Here is a 19546-nt window from a genome sequence, read left to right on the forward strand (position 1 = left end):
TTTATTCCTCCAATAATTTAGTGAATGCATCTATCAATTCTCTCGTAACGAAAGGCTGTCCTTTCACTTGGTTGAACTGGCTGATGTTCAATCCGGGCACTTTCATGCGCAAATAACCTGCGAATTGTCCCAGATTCTGTTCAGCTACCACGATTTTCTTGTATTTACGCAATACATCGGCTGTATTCTTCGGCAGCGGATTGATGTACTCGAAGTGTGCGAATGCCACTTTTTTTCCGTGATCACGCATAAAGTCCATAGCCAGACGGAGATGACCGTAAGTACCACCCCAACCCACAATCAATAAGTCTGCATCTTCGTCACCCAATACTTCGAGTTCGGGGATATAGTCTGCAATCTTATCCACTTTGGCCTGACGCAGATGAACCATCTTATTGTGGTTTTCGGGTTCGGTAGAGATAGCGCCTGTTTCGTTGCTCTTTTCAAGACCACCGATGCGGTGCATGAATCCTTCAGTTCCCGGAGTAGCCCAGTAGCGTACGCCTGTTTCCGGATTACGTTGGTAAGGAGTCCAGTTGCCGGCCATATCCGGGGTCACATACGGAGGATTGATGGCAGGATATTCATCCAGATTAGGGAGTTTCCATGCGGCAGAACCGTTAGCTACGAAAGCATCAGTCAGCAATACAACCGGAGTCATGTGTTCCAAGGCAATCTTGCATGCCATATAAGCGGCGTCGAAACAGTTGGTCGGCGATGTTGCGGCGATTACAGGCATCGGGCTTTCGCCGTTGCGTCCGTAAAGGGCTTGTAATAAGTCGGTCTGTTCTGATTTAGTAGGAAGACCGGTAGACGGACCGCCACGCTGTACATTGACAATCACCAATGGAAGTTCACCGATTACAGCAAGGTTCATCGCCTCACTCTTCAGGCAAACACCGGGGCCGGAAGTCGTAGTCACTGCCAAAGCACCGGCAAAAGCGGCACCAACTGCAGAAGCACAACCGGCTATTTCATCTTCGCACTGTACAGCTTTGACTCCCAATGATTTATGTTTAGCTAATTCGTGCAGAATATCAGTAGCCGGAGTGATAGGATAAGAACCCAGGTAGAGCCCCAGACCTGCTTTTTCAGCTGCGGCAATCAGCCCGTAAGCGGTTGCTTTATTACCGTTGATATCTGTATAAAGTCCTTTTGATTTCGGAGCTTTGCTTTCAATCTTATAAGTAGAGACAGAAGCATGAGTGTTTGCTCCGTAGTTGAAGCCATCGTTCAATACCTTAATATTAGCTTCTGCTATTTCGGGTTTCTTGGCGAATTTCTCGCGCAGCATTTTTTCAGCAGCAGCAAGGTTACGGTTGAACAACCAGCAAACCAATCCGAGTGCAAACATATTTTTGCAACGGAGAATCGATTTGTTATCCAATCCGGAGTCTTTCAGGCTCTCTTTGCACATGGAAGAGATAGGAACTTCCAATACTTCCTGTTTTATTCCTAATTCTTCAAAGGGATTGTTGGTTTTAAATTGTGCCTTTTCCAAATCTCTGGCTTCGAATGAGTCGGAGTCGGTGATGATAAGTCCTTGCGGTTTACAGAATTTGATTTGTGTTTTCAGTGCGGAAGGGTTCATAGCCACCAATACGTGGCAACGGTCTCCGGGAGTGTAAACCTGTCCGGCACCGATGTGGACCTGGAAACCGGAAACACCGGTTAGCGAACCTTGCGGGGCGCGGATGTCTGCCGGATAGTCAGGGAATGTACAGATGTCATTTCCCACTGTAGCCGACACGTTCGAGAAGATGTTGCCGGCCAGCTGCATACCATCGCCGGAGTCGCCGGAGAAACGTACTACTACTTCCTCCAATTCTTTAACCATCATTTCGTCTGCCATAACTTTAATTACTATATTTAATTTAAAAACTGATTTTACTTTCAATTTGTGAGCGCAAAGGTCGGAAAGTTAATCGAATTATCAAAATAAATCCTACTTTATTGTCCTATTGACGCCAATTATTTGAAATATCTGAAAGGAACCTGCATTTTTATTCTTGTTAAATCGACAGAAACCGTTATCTTTGCAAGCAAATTTGAAGCGGCCTTGTAGTTCAACGGATAGAATAGAAGTTTCCTAAACTTTAGATAGGGGTTCGATTCCCCTCGGGGCTACTACAGAAGAATCTATGAGAGTGGTATTGTTTTGCTTTCATATTGTATCAAGTTTTAAGTGTAACAATAGCTTCTTTTAAGATGAACGTCTTATAGCTTCTATTTGTTTTAATAATCAATAGAAAAAGCCTCTACCGAATGTTCGGAAGAGGCTTTTCTATTTGTGGAGTTTATTATTCTTCCGTAGCTGGTACTACGACTTTCTTGTTCTTCATCATGTTGTATGCAATCGGAGATGCAATAAACAGTGAAGATAATGTACCGATAACAACACCCAGGATCATTGCGAATGCAAAGCTGCGGATTGAATCACCACCGAGGATGAAGATACACAGCAATACGATCAATGTACTTAATGATGTATTGATGGTACGAGCCAGAGTTGTGTTCAGAGAGTCGTTAAACAATACTCGTTTGTCACGTTTCGGATATAAACCGAAGAACTCACGTACACGGTCGAAGATTACCACCTTATCATTGATAGAGTAACCGATAGCTGTCAGGATAGCACCAATAAATGTCTGGTCGATTTCCAGAGAGAATGGCAGGATACCCCAGAACAGTGAATAGGCACCGATAATCATAATGGTGTCGCAACTCAAAGCTACGATAGAACCGATACTGTAAGCAATGTTGCGGAAACGGAGCAAGATATACAAACCGATGGCGAGCAGTGCCAATACTACAGAGTAGATAGCGCCTGTCTTGATGTCATCTGCGATACTCGGACCTACTTTCTGTGAGCTTACGATACTGCCACCTGTGTGATTGTCACGGTCGATGAAAGTTTCCAATGTGATATTCTGAGTCAATACCGGCTTCAAGGTTTCATATAGATATGATTCGATTTCAGAGTCTACATTGTTGCCTTCATCTTCGATACGGTAGTTTGTACTGATACGTACGGTCTTTTTGTCTGTACCGATAGCAATAACGCTTACGTTGGCGTCGCCAAATTTGCTAGAGATCAATTCACGAACTTGTTCCGGTTCTACAGGATTCTCAAATTGTACCTTAAAGTTACGCCCACCAGTGAAGTCGATACTCTGACTCAAACCACGGATGGCAAATGAACCGATACAAACAACGATGATTGCACTGACGATAATAAGGGACTTTTTGTTTGTACCCATAAAATCGAAATGTGTATTGGTCATCAGATTCTTTGAAATCTTGGTTGTGAATGTCAGGTTCAACCACTTGTCTTTGTTCATGAAGTGTTCATAAACAATACGAGTAATGAACACTGCAGTAAAGAAGGATACCAAGATACCGATAATCAATGTCGTAGCAAAACCACGAATTGGACCGGTACCAAAGTTAAACAGGATGATACCTGTGATGATAGATGTTAAGTTAGAGTCGAAGATAGCCGAGAATGCATTTGAATAACCGTCGGCAAGTGCTTTCTTCACACCCTTACCTGCACGAAGCTCTTCTTTTGTACGTTCATAGATAAGTACGTTCGCATCCACAGCCATACCAAGTGACAATACCATACCGGCTATACCGGACATTGTCAGCGCAGCCTGGAAGGATGAAAGAATACCTAGCGTGAAGAAGAAGTTGAGGATTAACGCGCAGTTAGCAACCATACCTGGGATGAAGCCGTACATAGAGCACATGTAAATCATCAACAGAATCAGGGCTACAACGAATGAGAAAATACCCGCATTGATTGATTCTTGACCCAGTGACGGACCAACGATATCTTCCTGTACGATGTGAGCCGGAGCCGGCATCTTACCTGATTTCAATACGTTAGCTAAGTCTTTTGCTTGTTCAGGAGTGAAATGACCTGTAATCTGTGAACGTCCACCTGTAATTTCAGAGTTTACGTTTGGTGCAGAATATACATAGTTATCAAGAACGATAGCAATGGAACGGCCAATGTTCTGCTTAGTCAACTGAGCCCAGCGGCGTGCACCGTCAGAGTTCATTGTCATGCTTACAGCCGGTTTGCTGTATTGGTCGAATTCATCTTTCGCATCTGTTACTACGTCACCTTCCAACGGAGCTTTGCCGTTACGTTCGGTAGACTTGATAGCGTATAATTCGAAAGTCTGTCCTTTCTTGTCAAATTCAGAAGGAGAAACACCCCATTTCAGACGAAGGTCTTTTGGAAGATCAGCTTTGATTTCCGGCATAGCCAGATATTTGTTGATGTCAGCAGTATCTTTGTAGTTGGCATAACCAATAACGGGACCTTGTCCGCTAGAATTCAACTGAAGTATGGACAGCAAAGGATATTGCTTTTTGATTTCTTCCATATTTGCGGCAGACTTATCTTCAGCAGTTACGTCACCTTTCAGGGCAGCTGCAAGGCTGTCGGCAGCACTTACAGTTTTTTTCTCAACCGGAGTGGCTTCGGTAAGGACTGCTTCAATAGTATCTGTATCAGCTGTTGTTCCTTCAGCTAAAATAACACGCAATTTGGCGTCTGCAGATTGCATGGCAGGGAGAACTTCTCTAGCTGTATAAGTTTCCCAGAATTCCAGGTTGGCAGAACCTTGGAGAAGTTTTCTCACACGTTCCGGCTCTTTAATACCCGGAAGTTCCACCATGATACGTCCCATTTTGTCTTCCAGACTTTGGATGTTCGGTTGAACAACACCAAAACGGTCGATACGGGTACGAAGAACGTTGAATGAGTTTTCAACAGCAGCTTTTACTTCTGCTCTCAGCACTTTTTCAACTTCTGCATCTGATGATTTCTGGTTAACTTTATCTTTCAACTGTTGTGTTGCGAAAAGTTCGGAAAGTTTTGCGTCCGGAGCAATTTTGTGGTATTCTCTGATGAACAGGGTGATAACATCATCCTGACTGTTGACAGCCTGTTTTGCAGCTGTCGCCAATGCGTTGTTGAAAGCTTCGTCAGGCTTGTTGTCTGCCAATGCTTTGATAACATCAGGTACGGAAACTTCGAGGATAACGTTCATACCACCCTTCAGGTCCAAACCTAAACTAATCTCCATCTCACGACATTGTTTCAGTGTCCAGTTCCACAGCATTACTTTCTCGTTAGAGAGAGAGTCGAGGTAGTCTTGTTCCACTTTCGGGTCGCCGTTCGCAATTTCTTTCGCCTTGTTGGTATAATGGCGTGTTACGAAGGAGAAGGAGAGGTAGAACACGCATACCAGCGTGAGTAATACCGCAAAAACCTTTACAAATCCTTTGTTTTGCATTTTACTTTTAATTTATGATGATTACTTTTTTAATTTAATTTTCAGTTAAATTCTGTCGTACACAAGTTCTTTTTGCCGTATACAAGGCTGCAAATATAGTTTTTTTTTCACATTCATGTGTAATAAGCCCTCAAATATTTGATGTTTAAGGGCTTTTTTACTGAATTATTTCATTCCTCTGTTTTTCAGTAGCGGTTCCAAGCTTGGTTCCGCTCCACGGAAATTCCGGTAAAGCACCATCGGGTCTTCGCTGTCGCCCTTCTCCAATACGTTGTGACGGAAGAGGTCGGCGGTGTTTTTATCAAAGATACCATGTTCTTTAAAGGCTTCAAAAGCATCATTATCCAGTACATTGGCCCATAGATAGCTGTAGTATCCGGCTGCGTAACCACCAATGATATGATTGAAGTAAGTCACGCGATAACGCGGTGCTATTTCGGGGATGAGACCGAGCTTGTCCATGGCTTCTTTTTCGAATGCAAGCATGTCTATATTCTTTACATCTGTTACGGTGTGCAGGTTCATGTCGAGGATGGCGGCAGCCAGTAATTCGGTAGTCATGAAGCCCTGATTGAAAGTCTTCTGTTGCAGTATCTTTTCGATGATTTCGTCGGGTATCACTTCTCCTGTCTGATAATGTTTGGCATACATTTTCAGTACTTCCGGTTCAGTAGCCCAGTGTTCATTGATTTGAGAAGGAAGTTCTACAAAATCGCGTACTACATTAGTGCCTGATGTTCCTTTGTATTCACATTTTGTCAGCAGTCCATGCAGAGCGTGCCCAAATTCGTGGAACAAAGTTTCTACTTCATCCATTGTCAATAGAGAGGGAGTATCGCCTACCGGTTTGGTAAAGCTGCAAACATTGCATACTAACGGACGGGTATCTCCTTGTTGTTCGCGGTAGTTGCTCATCCATGCGCCACCGCTTTTTCCGGAGCGTGGGAAATAATCGACGTAGAAGATACCGAGTTGCGAACCGTCTGCGTCTTTCACTTCGAAGACTTCCACATCAGGATGGTAGGTAGGGACACCTTCGAGCTTGGTAAGAGTGATACCATATAGCTTGTTGGCTACAGTGAAAGCGCCATTGCGCACATTCTCCAGCTTGAAGTAAGGTTTTGTATCTTCTTCGGACAGGTTGTATTTTTCTTTCCGTAGTTTCTCGGTATAATACCACCAATCCCATGCTTCCAGTTTTTCTCCTTTGCCTTCCTTATCCATTAATTTCTGAAGTTCGGTAGCTTCCGCTTTTGCTTTTGGCAGTGCATAGCTCCAAAGGTTGTTTAGAAGGCTCATTACGTTACTGGCGTTCTTTGCCATCGTTTCGTCGAGAACGAAGTTTGCATAGCAGTCGAAACCTAATAATTTAGCTTTTTCCAGGCGGAGAGAAACGATCTTACGGATATTTTCCTTGTTATCGTTTTCGTCGTTGTTGTTACCGCGGTTGATGTAAGCTTTGTATATTTGTTCCCGAAGCGGGCGATTTTCTGAATATTGCAGGAAAGGCAGGCGGCTGGCATTATGCAGGGTGAATAGCCATTTTCCGGGTTGTCCGGCTGCTTTTGCTTCTTCAGCGGCGCTTTGGCGGAACCATTCGGGCAATCCTGCCAGATCTTCTTCTTTGTCAACGAAGAGTTTGAAAGCATTATTCTCATTCAGTATATTGTTGCTGAAAGTAATGCCGAGTGTAGAAAGTTCCTTGTTGATTTCGCGGAGGCGGGTTTGGTCTTCGGCATTAAGGTTTGCTCCGGAACGGACAAATCTTTTATAAGTCTTGTCCAGCAGACGTTCTTGTTCCGATGTCAGGTTCAGCGAATCCTTCTTTTGATAGACGTCGTTCACGCGCTTAAACAGTTTCTCGTTCAGAGAGATATTATCATCATGTTCTGAAAGAACCGGTGCCAGTTTGATGGAAAGTGCGGTTAGTGAGTCAGTCGTTTCCGCATCTGTCATATTGAAGAAAATGGCGCTCACACGGTCCAGGATAGGTGCGCTGTTATCCAAAGCTACAATTGTATTTTCGAATGTCGGAATTTCCGGACTTTCGATGATAGCTTCGATGTTTTGATTCTGCTCTTCTATCCCTTTCAGGAAGGCAGGTTCATAGTGCTCCAATTTAATCTTGTCGAAAGAAGGAACACCATACTGGGTTTGAAACTCTGTAAAGAAAGGATTGCTTTCTGTTTTCGTAGCACAGGAGTACATCATACAACTTACTGCTAAAATGGTTAGTGTCTTTTTAATCATCATAAGTGTTTTTTATTAGAGTTTTCAGTTCTCATCGTTTACTGATATAGCACCAGATCGGGTAGTGGTCTGATGCTTTGATAGACCGGTCTACCGTGCAATTGTAGGCTTTCAGGTTGGGGCTGATCAAGATATTGTCTATGCGGAAATAGAACTTGTTCTGATTGTAGGAAATGCCCAATCCTTTACCGGACTGTGTGAATGCATCGTCTAGTTTTTGAGTCAGGATGCGATGTGTATACGAGATAGAACCGTCGTTGAAATCGCCGCATACGATAGTTGTCGGATATTTACATGCTGCAATGGCTTTAGCCACAGAATCAGCTTGTGAAGCCCGGATAGCCGATGCTTCCGCCAGTTTTCTGATTAATTGCCTAAGTCCGGTTTTTACTTTCTTGGCATTCGGGTCTTTAATCATATCCTCATACATCCCTCTGTCTTCTTTGGTGAGTTTGTTGGATTCCAGGTGGTTGTTGATTAATGTAAGAGTGTCGTTATTTACATTCAATACATATTTCATGGAACCGTTATAATTACTTTCATATTTGATGGGATGTATCGAGAGTATGGGGAACTTGGAGAAACAGGCAAGTTGCACATCTCCTTTCCCTTGTTGGTGGACGGATTGGTAAGGATAGGCTTTCAATGCTTTTTTAATATCCTGTTCCGTCAGGTATTTCTTGTTGGTAGCGGTGTTATATTCTTGCAGACAGATAATATCGGCGTTGCTATCTACAAGATAAGATAATACAGGGTTCTTTCCATCTTTCTTCTCCAGATTGTTGAAACTCATTACGTTATAGGATAGGATTTTGATGCTTCCTTCCGGTATGGTTTTAGTGGTGGAGTTAAAAGGAATATAAGTTCGTATCTGCGGAATACAAATCAGAAAACCGATGGCAGGCAAGAGTGCATAGCGGTAGTTGACGAATGCCCAGAAGCCGATAAAAATCAGATTAATCGTCAGGAATATCGGAAATGCAAGTCCCAAGCTGGAGGCAAGTGGGTTTATTTTCGGGTTAAGGTAAGGGCTATAAGCGCTTAATATCAACGTTCCCACGAAGAGAGCGTTGACAGCAAGTATCAGATATGCGACAAATTTGCCAATATGTTCCATTCTTTTATCTTTTGCTTGCGTCGAACAAGCTTTTCTTTTCTTCAGTTGTCAGACTGTCGTAACCGGATTTTTTTAGTTTTTCCAAAATACGGTCCACCTCATCAGACTGTGCTTTTTTGTGGGCATTGTAATCATAATCCTTCTCGCGACCGGTGGCACTGTTTCCATAGTGTACCTTCATTTTCGGTTTCCGTTCCCATGTTTTCTTCTGAAACAAGGAGATGAAACCATCCAGAATCCAGTTGGTCCAGGAAGTCAAATCAGTTCCTTTATTTAGGCTGGCAGCAAACCAAAGTCCAGCAAGAGCACCGCCCAGGTGGGCGATATGTCCTCCGGCATTACTTGAGGTGATGGATAATACATCGATTCCGATAACAACCAGTGCCAGGTATTTGAGACGAATAGCGCCGAAAAGAAAAAGTTGCACCCTGTAATTAGGCTCACGATAAGCCGTAGCGGCTACGATGGCTAATACGGAAGCCGACGCTCCTACCAATGTTGAGCCTACCACTTGCGAACTGAATAAAGGAAATACATTGTAGGCGATCATATACAGTAAGCCTCCGCAGATACCTCCCAATACATATAGTCCTCTTAAATGTTTGGCCGAGAAAAAGTAGAGAAACAAACTTCCGAACCAATACAGCCAGAGCATATTGAATAAAATATGCAGGATACCGGCATGCATAAACATATAAGTAAATAACGACCACGGCTGATGAATAAATCCGATAAAGGATGCCGGTAAGGCAAATATACCGAATATATCGGGGGTACTTACTTCAAAAAGTCGCAAGAAAACGTTAATCAACGTGCCGATCAGAAAGATGCCTACGTTGATATAAATCAGTTGGATGAAAATATTTCCTCTTCTGAATGTCTCCTTTAAATCAGCTATAATATGTCCCATTGTTATTGCTTTTTTTTCTCCAATATAAAATCAGGATCAATCCGAATAACATTCCTCCCAGGTGAGCAAAGTGAGCGACATTATCTCCGGCGCTATTGGCAAGCCCTGCCCATAATTCAATTGCGGCATATCCTATCACGAAGAACTTCGCTTTGATAGGGAAAGGCAGCGGAAAGATGAACAACCGGTTGTTGGGAAACAGCATACCAAATGCCAGCAAAATGGCGTAAACGGCTCCCGAGGCACCTACGGTGGTCATCATGTTCAGATATTGCTCCATAGGGATAACGCCATATCCGATCAAATTCACTTGTGTATGTTGGCTAAGTTCTATCACATATTGAATATATTGCACTCCTTCCTGGATAAGTCCCGCACCGATACCACAGAGAATATAGTAGAAGAGAAAACGTTTGGGTCCCCAGGTTTGTTCGAGAATCGGTCCGAACATGAAAACTGCAAACATATTAAAGAAAATGTGGCTGAATCCGCCGTGCATGAACATATAAGTGATAAGCTGTGCCGGATTAAAGTCACTTGCGAGGAAAAAATGTAATCCCAGATAATTCGTTAAATCCAGGCCGTAACGTTGGGCTACGATTGTCCCGAAAAATACTAGTACATTGATAATTATCAGGTTTTTAGTTACAGTTGGCATCATTTTAATTTCTGAATATTTAGATAATAGACGCAAAAGTACGAATAAATTCTGTTTTAAAGCATGAAAAACGCTTCCTATTAGCTCTTTTTCAATAATTTGCTGCGTTTTTTTTATGTTTTTATTTGATATGTTGTTTTGTTCGGCTATATTTGTGGAATCAATCCATTGTGGGATAATCTTTTGTGTAACATATATATTAATTAATCATTTTACGTATTATGAATAAGTCTGATCTTATTAGTGCAATGGCTGCTGAAGCTCAAATGAGCAAAGCCGATGCAAAAAAAGCACTTGATGCTTTCATCACTTCAGTTACTAATGCTATGAAAGCTGGTGACAAAGTATCTCTCGTAGGTTTTGGTACTTTCTCTGTAAGCGAAAGAGCTGAAAGAACTGGTATTAACCCTTCTACAAAGGCAACTATTACTATTCCTGCTAAGAAAGTAGCTAAATTTAAAGCTGGTGCTGAATTATCTGCAGCTGTTGAATAAGATAGATAGTTGAAAGAAATTAGGAGAGGAGACGCGATGCGTCTCCTTTTTTTGTATCTTTGCGCGCAAGAAATAACTTGATTATGAAGATAGAAGATAAACTTGTAGCGTCCGTCATCAGCGGACTGAAAGCACTCTACGGTCAGGAAGTCCCTGAAAAAATGGTGCAGATGCAAAAAACGAAGAAAGAATTTGAAGGACATTTGACACTGGTCGTGTTCCCTTTTCTGAAGATGTCGAGAAAAGGACCGGAACAGACGGCACAGGAGATCGGTGAATATCTGAAAGCCAATGAACCGGCTGTAGCTGCCTTTAATGTGATAAAAGGTTTCCTGAACCTGACTATCGCATCGGCTACCTGGATTGAACTGCTCAATGAGATTCAGGCTGACGAGCAATATGGTCTGGTAAAAGCTACCGAAACTTCTCCGTTGGTAATGATCGAGTATTCTTCTCCGAATACAAACAAACCGCTTCACTTGGGACACGTGCGTAACAACCTTTTAGGTAACGCATTGGCTAACATTGTAGCTGCCAACGGCAACAAGGTGGTAAAGACTAATATCGTAAACGACCGTGGTATCCATATCTGTAAATCCATGCTGGCATGGAAGAAATATGGAAATGGCGAAACTCCGGAGACTTCCGGAAAGAAAGGCGACCATCTGGTAGGCGATTATTATGTCTCTTTCGATAAACATTATAAAGCGGAACTGGCAGAACTGATGGCTGGATTTACAGCGCAGGGAATGAGTGACGATGAGGCTAAGGCGAAAGCCGAGGCAGCATCTCCTTTGATGCAGGAAGCCCGTGAAATGTTGGTGAAGTGGGAAGCTGGCGATCCCGAAGTACGCGGATTGTGGGAAATGATGAACAACTGGGTATACGCCGGATTCGACGAAACCTATAAAAAGATGGGTGTCAGCTTCGACAAGATATATTATGAATCCAACACCTACCTCGAAGGAAAAGAGAAGGTGATGGAAGGACTGGAAAAAGGCTTTTTCTTCAAAAAAGAGGATGGTTCCGTATGGGCTGACCTGACTGCCGAAGGACTGGACCACAAATTACTCCTCCGTGGTGACGGTACTTCTGTCTATATGACACAGGATATAGGTACGGCTAAACTTCGTTTTGCTGATTATCCGATTGATAAGATGATTTATGTAGTGGGTAACGAACAGAATTATCACTTCCAGGTACTTTCTATTTTGCTTGATAAGCTTGGTTTCGAATGGGGTAAGAGTCTGGTTCACTTCTCTTACGGAATGGTGGAACTGCCGGAAGGTAAGATGAAGTCCCGTGAAGGTACTGTGGTGGACGCTGACGACTTGATGGAAGAAATGATTTCCACTGCTAAAGAAACTTCACAAGAACTCGGAAAACTGGATGGTTTGACACAGGAAGAAGCGGATGATATTGCCCGTATCGTTGGTCTGGGAGCTTTGAAATATTTCATCCTGAAAGTGGATGCCCGTAAGAACATGACGTTCAATCCGAAAGAATCTATCGACTTCAATGGTAATACAGGGCCATTTATCCAATATACTTATGCACGTATTCAGTCGGTGCTCCGGAAAGCGGCAGAATCGGGTATTGTCATTCCTGAACAGATTCCGGCTGGCATTGAATTGAGCGAAAAAGAAGAAGGCTTGATTCAGATGGTGGCTGACTTTGCGGCTGTTGTAAAACAAGCCGGTGAAGATTATAGCCCGTCTATTATCGCTAATTATACCTATGATTTGGTGAAAGAATACAATCAATTCTATCACGACTTCAGCATTTTGCGTGAAGAGAATGAGGCGGTGAAAGTATTCCGTATCGCTCTGTCTGCTAATGTAGCCAAAGTTGTTCGTTTGGGAATGAACTTGCTGGGTATTGAGGTTCCTTCCAGAATGTAAGACTTTCTCTGAACAAAATATACTTCTGCGGGGTTTCTTTTATATATAAAAGGAATCCCGTATGTTTTATTCCCCCCCCCCCCCCCCATCCCTTACTTCGGAAGAGAGAAACGGAAACTGCTACTGTCTCTTATTCCGAACTGCTGTTTGACCTGATCTATGTTTTCTCGGTCACGCAGCTTTCACATTATTTGCTCCATAATCTTACTTGGGCAGGATTATTGAAAGAAACCATCTTGTGGTTTGCTGTCTGGATGTTGTGGTAACACACCATTTGGGTGACTAACCGGTTTAATCCGGATACCAGGCCGATTCGTATTCTTCTTTTTATCGCATATTATTGCTGTGGTTGCTTTAGCTTTACTGCTTTCCTGGCCTTATCACATTTCTTTATTGACAATGAATATCCTGGTGACATCTGTTTTTATATTTGTGATTGTGTTTGATATGTTATTTCCTGATAAAGGTTTTAAGATCAAATGAAAAAGTCAGACTAAGTTTAACCCTAGTCTGACTTTTCATTATTGTTGATGACTGTTATTTTTTAGGGTATTTGTACCAGTCTTTGGCTTGTGCTCCATTAGATTTAACCCATGTTGCAAATTTCGGATATGATTCGTCTATTCTTACGCCTTCTTCAGGGATAGGGAATTCGCTAATTGGCATATTGAGAGCAAATGGCATTAAGTCTATCGAAACATAATATAATCCCTCGTCAGGTCTGGAAACATCTTTGCCAGTGCCTAATAGTGATGGATTGGCTTTATCTGTAGGGGGGTATTTTACCAAATGCACTTCTCTACCTCTGGTTTTATCTGACTCTACGAAAATAAACGGATTATAAGGTGGTAATACGTTTTTTGAGCTTACATCATTCACTTGAATTGTTACAGTATACTTTTTGTCTGCTTCTTCTTTTCCGTCAAAAATCCTCATGTTATCAAATAATAAAATTGTAGGATGAGATTGGCCGGTCTCTGTTTTCCCAGGCATATATTGAGATTTGGAGGCATAAGAAGGCCCTTCAATAGAAACGTCACTAATATCGCTGTTAGCGATGTTATGTAATTGATAGCCAAAGCCGTTTATCAAATAACCTCCTCGGTGAAACGGAGTGAATTCATCAACAATTTTGTATACCCGATTTGTCAATATGGATTTATATACTTTACTCTTATATCGTATCATGACATCATTCATGTCATAATCTCCCTGTTCCGGCCATAAGTCCTCGAATGTCAATATTCCGGAGTAAGTAGTGTAGTTGTCTTCATCAGTTGGAACTTCAGGATCTTCGGGCAAAGGAGGAACTACTTCTTCATCAATCGCATTTTTTTCGGAAGTATGGATATAGAAAATGGCATCGCAATAATCTAAGTCTATATTATCTTCAAATCCTATTGCTACAATTTGATTGGATTCTGTATCTCGCAGTGATACGGTTCTTTGTCTCTTTATGCCATCACTTCCCGCTTTGTTCAAAATGGTAGTAGAGTATCGGGTTCCCATGCCTTGAACAAGGTCACCTTGAACGTATTCATCTAAAGGCTTGCTTCTGAATCCCATGCCTTGCAGACACCAACCAATAGTGATCCCAGCAGGAAATTTTTCTTCAAATTTACCTTCTTTTTCGTTCCAGTATTTCAATTTAACTTCATCGCCACAAACTAAAGCACCCACTCCGGCTGTTTTATAAACAGGAGAAGCATTTGGAAATGCCAGTACCTTTTGGATATTTTCCAGAGTTGGTGTTTCGCCAGTAGGATAGGTGTAATATCCCACAGTGTTGTACCAAGCGGCAGTACTATTGACAAATACAAGACTTACTTCGGTTTCTTTAGTGATAGGGATGTCTGATATCATTTTTCCGTTAAAGAATTCGGGATAGTTGTCACGAATGCTTTTCCCGTCCGTTTTTCTAAAAACGTTTTTTATATTATAAAGTACGCTGGCAGGCGGAATGTTTTTTTCTGCAGATAAGTTATTGGGACGTCCGTTGTCGTTCCAGTCTACATTGGGTAGAAGCATCCAGTCATCCTGATATTTATGCTGATTGGTTGTCACTCCTCTGCTGACGGGTGTTGATGCTTTTGCGAGTAGAGATTGAATATACTCATTTTGGTTGAAAGAAATACGATGGTCTTCGCCAATTGTGAGTTTTACAGGCGATGCAGCACCTAAATAGTCGGATGATAACCATACTTCTGAAATATCTGCCCGTATAGTTATTCCATCTTCATTGAACGTTCCCTTTTTGCTGGTGGCGGCACGGTAGAAAGGTTCTATGTCTTTTTTCTTCCAGCTACCATCTTTATCATTTACTTCAATCGGGTCTTGATCATAAATTTCAAAAAGAACCACGTAATCTTCCTTGAAGCCATAGTCAATGTCTATAGCCAGATTCTGGTTCATGTTGAAATCAAAAAAGCTTTCTTTGGGAAGTTTTTCCGGCTCTTGAAATAAATCACGCTGGTCGTCTACACAACCACATATTAATGGGGCACAAAATAGACCCATTAATGTTTTTACAAATATTGTTTGTCTCATAAGTTTTTGAAAATAAGTAAAATAAATGGCAAATATATAAAAAGATTTATATATCTGCCATCATTCTTATTTTATTTTCTTACTTCTTTTTCGAAAACTTCTTTTTTGGTGCTGGATTCGCTCCTTTTTCGTCTTGAAGCTTGATTAAGTCGAGACAACTTTTCAGCGTTAAATCCTGTGGGACAATATCTTTGGGGATTTTATAATTGGAACCTTTATAGGTAATATAAGGTCCATAGCGTCCGTTCAGAATCTCGAGTTCCGGTTCCTCTTCAAACTTCTTGATGTGGCGTTCCACTTCTTTCTGGCGTTTGTCTAAAATGAGTTGTTCCGCCTCTTCTAAAGTAACTTCCATCGGGTCGAGTCCTTTAGGGAGCGATACATATACCTTATTATGCAGGATATACGGACCGAAACGGCCTACACCGACACTGACTGTCTTTCCTTCATATTCGCCCAATGTACGAGGTAATTTGAATAATTCCAGTGCTTCTTCCAATGTAATGGTTTCCATGGACTGGCCCTTCTTCATTTGTGCAAAGCGTGGTTTTTCTTCATCTTCTACAGTACCAATCTGTACAACAGGACCGAAACGGCCAATCTTAACGGAAATGGGTTTTCCTGTCTCCGGGTCTTCTCCCAGGATGCGTTCGCCTACTTTATGTTCCGTCTTGATAGCCAACGTGCTTTCTACAGACGGGTGGAACTTATCATAGAAATTCTTCATGATAGAAGTCCACTTTACTTCTCCTTCTGCAATTTCGTCAAATTCCTTTTCTACGCTGGCGGTAAAGTTGAAATCCAGAATGTCCGGGAAATATTCGGTAAGGAAATCATTTACCACAGTGCCAATATCCGTTGGTAGTAATTTAGCTTTTTCTGCGCCGGTAATTTCAGTATGATTTTCGTCTTTAATCTGATGATCCTTTAATGTCATGACATTAAACTGACGTTCTTCACCGTCTTTATTGCCTTTCTCTACATATTCACGTTGCTGGATGGTAGAGATGGTAGGCGCATACGTAGACGGGCGTCCGATGCCCAGTTCTTCCAACTTGCGTACAAGACTTGCTTCCGTATAGCGTGGAGGGCGTTGAGTGAAACGTTCGGTTGCGATGATAGGTCCATGTTCCAACTTCTGGCCTTTCTTCAAAGGAGGAAGCAGGTGGCTTTCATCTTCCTGTTCGTTGTCGTCATCATAAGACTCACGGTACACGCGCAGGAAACCGTCGAACTTAATCACCTCACCGATAGCTGTAAATACGTCGCTGCTGCCACTTATCGTTATGGTAGCAGTCGTCTTTTCCAGTTCCGCATCTGCCATTTGTGAAGCAATGGTGCGTTTCCAGATCAAGTCATACAGTTTTTTCTCCTGTGCTGTTCCTTCAACGGATTGGTTTTCTATATAAGTAGGGCGGATGGCCTCGTGAGCTTCTTGTGCACCCTTGGTCTTGGTCTCGAAATGGCGGGGATGTACGTAGCGGTCGCCCATCATTTTGATGATAGCGTCTTTACTGCCTGCCGTTGCAAATTCCGAAAGGTTGACAGAGTCCGTACGCATGTAAGTGATGAATCCCGATTCGTATAAACGCTGCGCGAGCATCATGGTCTGCGCTACGGTATATCCCAGTTTGCGTGCGGCTTCCTGTTGTAAAGTAGACGTTGTGAACGGAGCAGGAGGCGTTTTCTTGATTGGGCGGGTGGTAATATCATCGATTGCAAAGCTCGCTCCCTGACAAGCGTCGAGGAAAGCCTTTGCTTCTTTTTTTGTTTTGATACGGCGAGCCAGTTCAGCTTTCATTTCCACCAGCTTTCCATCCGCGTCCGGGACGAGGAATACGGCAGTGACGCGATAAGCAGCTTCCGTTTTGAAAGCATGTATTTCACGTTCACGTTCAACGATCAGGCGGACGGCAACAGACTGAACACGTCCGGCAGAGAGTGCCGGTTTCACTTTTCTCCAAAGTACGGGAGAGAGTTCGAAACCTACGATACGGTCCAGAATCCGTCGTGCTTGCTGTGCATTTACGAGGTTGAGGTCAATGTCGCGTGGTTGTTCAATAGCTTTTAAGATAGCGCTCTTCGTAATTTCATGAAATACGATTCGTTTTGTGTTTTCAGGTTTTAGTTTTAAGACCTCATACAGATGCCAGGCAATCGCCTCTCCCTCGCGGTCCTCATCGGATGCGAGCCATACGGTTTCTGCCTCTTTAGCTTCTGTCTTTAGTGTGCTAACCAGCGCCTTTTTGTCTGCCGGGATTTCGTAGCTGGGTTTAAAATCATTATTTACGTCGATACTGAAATCTTTCTTCTTCAGATCGCGTATGTGTCCGTAACTAGAAAGGACTTTGAAATCTTTCCCCAGAAACTTTTCAATCGTTTTTGCTTTTGCCGGAGACTCGACAATGACAAGGTTTTTCTGCATAATTCTTTCTTTTATAATGGCTTGTACCACAATATTCGGGGACAAAAGTAAAAAAAAAGATTCTCCCTACCTTATATTATAAGGAGAATTTAATAAAATCTTAAGATTTACATTTTATTGCAGGAAATAAAATATCAATTGGTATAGGTTAGTTTCTCTATATTCTACGTACATTTGTCTCATTAGTAAGTTGGTTTTCGTTTGACTTAAGTTGAACTATCGCTTGACTTAACTAAAACTATCGCTTGACTTAAGTCGAACGAAAATTCAATAGCATGATAAATAATTAATATATAGGGAAGTGGAGTTTAATCTTTCCTAATGAAATACTAATAAATAATGAGTGTAAATTATGATCTTTATGAGACTCCCGATCTCACAAAAAGTGGGGAAGAACAACCTTTGCATGCACGTGTCGTACTGAAGGGCAGTTATACAGCCGAAGAATTTGTAGAACAAGTGACTGCATTTCAGCATATGCCTCATGCGCAAGTGGTAGGTGTCATAGAAGCTATCTCGAAAGAACTAAGACATTTGCTTTTGAAGGGATTTTCCGTTGAATTGGGTGATATTGGTTATTTTACTCTTTCTTTGAATGTGAACAAAGAAGTGACTGATTCAAAAGACTTGCGTTCACCGTCAGTATCTCTTAAAGATATTAATTTGAGAATCAACCGTCAGTTTAAGAAGGATATTGAGACTGAATTGGTATTACAACGTTATCATTCGCCTTTTCGTGTGAAGAATCCATTAGCAGAAGAAAAGTGCTTGCAGCGATTAAATAAATTCTTGGAAAAGAATCCATGTATTAATCGGCAGGATTATGCCTTACTTGTTGGAAAGACAAAAACACAGGCATTGCAGGATATTAATGCATTTATTGAAAAAGGGATTTTAAAAAAGTATGGAGCGGGACGATCGGTAGTCTATATAAAGGTAGGATGAGTCATTTTATCGGATATATATACTTGATATTAAACATTTTCTGCTTACCTTTGTTTGCATGAAAAAAGAAAATGGGAAAGGAGACGAACCTATGGCTAGTAATTATATTCGTTTCGATTGGGCTATGAAACGCTTATTGCGTAATAAAGCCAATTTTGCAGTTCTTGAAGGCTTTCTGACTACTCTTCTCAATGAAAAGATTGTCATTCAGAAATTATTGGAAAGTGAAGGAAATCAAGAAGATGAGTTTGATAAGTATAATCGTGTTGATATGCTTGCGGAGAACTCTAAAGGAGAACTTATTCTGATTGAAGTTCAGAATAACAATGAGTATGCTTATTTCCAACGTATGTTGTTTGGTACTTCTAAATTGGTGACCGAGTACATCAATCGTGGAGAAGGTTATGATAAAGTACGTAAAGTGTATAGCGTCAATATTGTCTATTTTTCATTAGGCAATGGAAAGGATATAGTATATCATGGTAAAACGGAGTTTAGAGGGATTCATCAGAATGATGTGCTGGAGTTGACTCCGTTCCAAAAACAGACGTTTAAGGTCGATGCTGTCAGTCAGCTTTATCCTGAATATTATATATTAAAGGTGAATGACTTTAATCAGGTTGCCAAGAGTCCGTTGGAAGAATGGATTTGTTATCTGAATACAGGTGATATACCAGATAGTGCTACTGCTCCCGGTTTGACGGAGGCTCGTGAACGATTGAAACTCGATAAAATGACGAAAACTGAACTTGAAGCATATTATCGTCATTTGGATAATATTGTAATATTGAAAGATAATATATTGACAGAACGTGCAGAAGGCCGTGCAGAAGGCCGTGCGGAAGGTCGCGCAGAAGGTCGTGCGGAAGGTCGTGCGGAAGAAAAAAGAGAAACAGCACGTAATATGAAGGCTTTGAATATTCCTATTAATACTATTTCACAGATAACAGGTCTGTCGGCAGAAGAAATACAAGGTTTGTAAATCTA

At 41.8% G+C, this 19546-nt stretch carries 12 protein-coding genes, 1 tRNA gene and 1 pseudogene; 6 read left to right on the forward strand and 8 right to left on the reverse strand.

Going from position 1 to position 19546, the window contains the following annotated elements; all coding sequences use genetic code 11:
• Position 1: 1 nt before the first annotated feature.
• The gene (locus DW173_RS15075; RefSeq protein WP_120144685.1) at positions 2–1852 is read right to left on the reverse strand and encodes a 2-oxoacid:acceptor oxidoreductase subunit alpha; all 1851 of its coding nucleotides are present in this window, start codon (positions 1850–1852) and stop codon (positions 2–4) included.
• Positions 1853–2055: 203 nt separating this feature from the next.
• Between DW173_RS15075 and DW173_RS15080 the strand changes: the two genes are divergently transcribed.
• Positions 2056–2127, forward strand: a tRNA-Arg gene (locus DW173_RS15080).
• 173 nt (positions 2128–2300) lie between these two features.
• On the opposite strand, the gene secDF is transcribed toward DW173_RS15080, so the two are convergent.
• From secDF to DW173_RS15105, 5 genes are all read right to left on the reverse strand, one after another.
• Positions 2301–5312 (reverse strand): protein translocase subunit SecDF, encoded by a 3012-nt coding sequence (gene secDF, locus DW173_RS15085; RefSeq protein ID WP_004317186.1) that lies wholly within the window; start codon positions 5310–5312, stop codon positions 2301–2303.
• 165 nt (positions 5313–5477) lie between these two features.
• Positions 5478–7562 carry a M3 family metallopeptidase gene (locus tag DW173_RS15090; RefSeq protein WP_085929003.1) on the reverse strand — a complete coding sequence of 695 codons (2085 nt, stop codon included), beginning with the start codon at positions 7560–7562 and terminating at the stop codon, positions 5478–5480.
• A gap of 31 nt (positions 7563–7593) precedes the next feature.
• Complete coding sequence (locus DW173_RS15095) at positions 7594–8679, reverse strand: endonuclease/exonuclease/phosphatase family protein (protein ID WP_004317192.1); 1086 nt, start codon at positions 8677–8679, stop codon at positions 7594–7596.
• 4 nt (positions 8680–8683) lie between these two features.
• Complete coding sequence (locus DW173_RS15100) at positions 8684–9589, reverse strand: rhomboid family protein (protein WP_120144686.1); 906 nt, start codon at positions 9587–9589, stop codon at positions 8684–8686.
• Positions 9570–10247: a rhomboid family intramembrane serine protease gene (locus tag DW173_RS15105; protein WP_049701323.1), complete on the reverse strand. Its 678-nt coding sequence runs from the start codon at positions 10245–10247 to the stop codon at positions 9570–9572. The genes DW173_RS15100 and DW173_RS15105 overlap by 20 nt, the downstream gene beginning before the upstream one ends.
• Before the next feature lie 221 nt (positions 10248–10468).
• Between DW173_RS15105 and DW173_RS15110 the strand changes: the two genes are divergently transcribed.
• From DW173_RS15110 to DW173_RS24415, 3 genes and pseudogenes are all read left to right on the forward strand, one after another.
• The gene (locus DW173_RS15110; protein ID WP_004296482.1) at positions 10469–10741 is read left to right on the forward strand and encodes an HU family DNA-binding protein; all 273 of its coding nucleotides are present in this window, start codon (positions 10469–10471) and stop codon (positions 10739–10741) included.
• 83 nt (positions 10742–10824) lie between these two features.
• Positions 10825–12642: an arginine--tRNA ligase gene (gene argS, locus DW173_RS15115; protein WP_074910553.1), complete on the forward strand. Its 1818-nt coding sequence runs from the start codon at positions 10825–10827 to the stop codon at positions 12640–12642.
• Between the two features lie 68 nt (positions 12643–12710).
• Positions 12711–12977: pseudogene (locus tag DW173_RS24415) on the forward strand (low temperature requirement protein A); the annotation flags it as partial.
• A gap of 202 nt (positions 12978–13179) precedes the next feature.
• Here the strand turns inward: DW173_RS24415 and DW173_RS15125 are convergent.
• Together DW173_RS15125 and topA are read right to left on the reverse strand one after the other, a co-directional pair.
• The gene (locus DW173_RS15125; RefSeq protein WP_049701321.1) at positions 13180–15189 is read right to left on the reverse strand and encodes an LruC domain-containing protein; all 2010 of its coding nucleotides are present in this window, start codon (positions 15187–15189) and stop codon (positions 13180–13182) included.
• Positions 15190–15268: 79 nt separating this feature from the next.
• Entirely contained in the window at positions 15269–17614 is a 2346-nt protein-coding gene (gene topA / locus DW173_RS15130; RefSeq protein ID WP_055234336.1) for a type I DNA topoisomerase, read from the reverse strand.
• 339 nt (positions 17615–17953) lie between these two features.
• On the opposite strand from topA, the gene DW173_RS15135 reads away from it, so the two are divergent.
• Positions 17954–18559: a DsbA family protein gene (locus DW173_RS15135; RefSeq protein ID WP_008023230.1), complete on the forward strand. Its 606-nt coding sequence runs from the start codon at positions 17954–17956 to the stop codon at positions 18557–18559.
• 58 nt (positions 18560–18617) lie between these two features.
• Positions 18618–19541 carry an Rpn family recombination-promoting nuclease/putative transposase gene (locus DW173_RS15140; protein ID WP_120144687.1) on the forward strand — a complete coding sequence of 308 codons (924 nt, stop codon included), beginning with the start codon at positions 18618–18620 and terminating at the stop codon, positions 19539–19541.
• Positions 19542–19546: the final 5 nt, after the last annotated feature.

Origin of the sequence: Bacteroides sp. AM16-13, assembly GCF_003602705.1 — a bacterium.
GTDB classification, from domain to species: Bacteria; Bacteroidota; Bacteroidia; order Bacteroidales; family Bacteroidaceae; genus Bacteroides; species Bacteroides xylanisolvens.